Genomic DNA, 2,305 nt, shown 5'->3' with positions numbered 1-2,305 from the left:
GTGCGGTTCACCGGGAGCGCGTTCGGGCCGACGTGCCGCTGCCGCGCGCCGAAGACGTTGAGCGGTTCGAGCGTGGACTTCGGCTGCCAGTCGCGGCCGTTCGGCAGCCCCCAGCCCCGGCGGACCGCGCCGTAGCGCAGCCCCAGGGACAGCACGATCGCGGCGATGATCCCGATCGTGGGGGAGCCGAGGTGCGACGCGACGACCATCACGGCCGACGCGGCGACGGCGACGGTCGCGTACAGCGCGTTCCCGCCGAACACCGCCGGCACACGGCGGAGGAGCATGTCGCGCATCGCTCCGCCGCCGACCGCGGTGATCGTCCCCATGATGATCGCGGCCGGCCACTCGAGCCCGGCGTCGAAGGTGCGCTGCACGCCGACGACCGCCCAGAAGCCGATGACCGCGGCGTCGAGCACGGTGAACAGGCGGTCCCACGTGAGCTCGGAGAAGGACACGAGGAACGCGATGAGCGCGCCGACGATCGCGACCGGCACGTACAGCGGGTCGACGAGCGCGACCGGGGGACCGTTCTGCAGCAGGGTGTCGCGGAGCATGCCGCCGCCGAGGCCGGAGACGAAGCCGACGACGAGGAACCCGAACAGGTCGAAGTCCATGGTGCGGGCGAGCGATCCACCGAGCAGCGCGGACGCGAACACGCCCGCGAGGTCGAGGACGTTCGTCACCGACGCCAGGCCCTCGGGGGTGAGCAGGTTCATGAGAACAATCAAACCCCACGGGCCGCAGGTGGCGGATCGCGGTGCGGTTAGGTTAGCCTCACCTACGCCATGATCGCCACACTCGTCATCGGCCTCCGCGAAGGCCTCGAAGCGACGCTCATCGTCGGCATCATCGCCGCGTTCCTGCGTCGCAACCGCGCGCCGCTCGCCCCGATGTGGGCCGGGGTCGGCCTCGCCGTCGCGCTGAGCATCGCCGTGGGCTTCGGCCTCCAGGCCGTCGAGCAGGCGCTGCCCCAGGCCCAGCAGGAGGGCATGGAGACCGTGATCGGCGTCGTCGCCGTGGTCTTCGTCACCGGCATGATCGTGTGGATGCGGACGCACGCCCGCACCCTGTCGCAGGACCTCGAGGCGAGCGCGACCGCCGCCCTCGGCCGCGGCACCGCCTGGGCACTCGCCGGCATGGCGTTCCTGGCCGTCCTCAAGGAGGGCTTCGAGACCTCGGTGTTCCTGCTCGCCACGTTCCAGGCGTCCGCGGACACCGGCACGGCGGCCCTCGGCGCCGTCATCGGCATCGCCGTCGCGGTCCTGGTCGGCTACGGCATCTACACGGGCGGCGTCCGGCTCGACCTCCGCCGCTTCTTCACCGGCACGGGCGTCTTCCTCGTCTTCGTCGCGGGCGGCCTCGTGCTCACCGCGATCCGGCACGCGCACGAGGCCGGGTGGATCGTGATCGGCCAGCAGCGCACGGTCGACCTCGGGTGGCTCGCGCCGAACGGTTCGCTCCGCGGCGCCCTCGTCACGGGCGTGCTCGGCATCCCCGCGGACCCGCGGGTGATCGAGGTGCTCGGCTGGGTCCTCTACGTCGTCCCGGTCCTCGCGATCTCGCTGTGGCCGCGGGCATGGCGCCCCGCGCCCGCTCGCGTCCCGCGGCTCCGAGCGGTCCTCGCCGCCTCCTTCGCCGCGGCCGCCGTCGTGCTCGCGGTCGCCGTCCCGTCCGGGACCGGACCCGACGTGCCGCGCACGGTCGCCGTCACCGGCGACGCCACGTCGGTCACGGCGTCCGTCGACGGTGCGGCGGCGGTCCTCCGCGTGGCCGGGAGCGGCCGGGAGGCGCGGCTCACCCTGCCCGCGTCGGCCCACCGCCGCGTCGCCCGCGCGGGCACCACCGCGGACCAGTGGCAGGTGACCGAGGACGTCCCGTCTGCGGACCGGCCGACCAGCCTGACGCTCGACCAGCTCGTCGGACTGTTCGGGCGGGTCCCGGTCGGCGTCTCGCCGTCGACGAACCCCGGCCCGTTCGCCGCCACCTGGACCGTCCGCGCGAGCACGACCCTCACGACCGTCGCGGGGGGCGTCCTGGACGCGACCCGCTCGGAACGCGACGTGCTCACGCTGCGCGGTGGGGGCCTCCCGGCCGCTCGGACGACCACGCTGGAACGCGACGTGTGGGCCGTCCCCTCCGCGACGGCGGACCGCACGGCCGCGGCCGTCGCCGCCGCACAGACCCGCGCTGCCGAGCTCCGGCTCTGGAACGCCTGGCTGCCGATCGCCCTGCTCGTCGCCGCTGCCGCCCAGGCCGCGCTCGCGGTGCGCGACCGACGCCGCCTCCCCGCCCCCACGACCAC

The 2,305-nt window shown here is 74.5% G+C and carries 2 protein-coding genes; one reads left to right on the top strand and one right to left on the bottom strand.

The window, feature by feature from the left end:
- Positions 1-719 (bottom strand): trimeric intracellular cation channel family protein (locus tag BEP24_RS16170; protein ID WP_065965205.1); only part of this gene is annotated, 719 nt, incomplete at its 3' end.
- A gap of 69 nt (positions 720-788) precedes the next feature.
- Between BEP24_RS16170 and efeU the strand changes: the two genes are divergently transcribed.
- Positions 789-2,305, top strand: a 1,517-nt coding sequence (gene efeU / locus BEP24_RS16165) for an iron uptake transporter permease EfeU (RefSeq protein WP_065965203.1), incomplete at its 3' end; no start/stop codon positions are given.

Source organism: Curtobacterium sp. UCD-KPL2560 (assembly GCF_001705035.1).
In the GTDB taxonomy this organism is placed as follows: domain Bacteria; phylum Actinomycetota; class Actinomycetes; order Actinomycetales; family Microbacteriaceae; genus Curtobacterium.
Note: the sequence above shows the minus strand (reverse complement) of the source record. Positions and strands in the feature narration are given on the sequence as shown.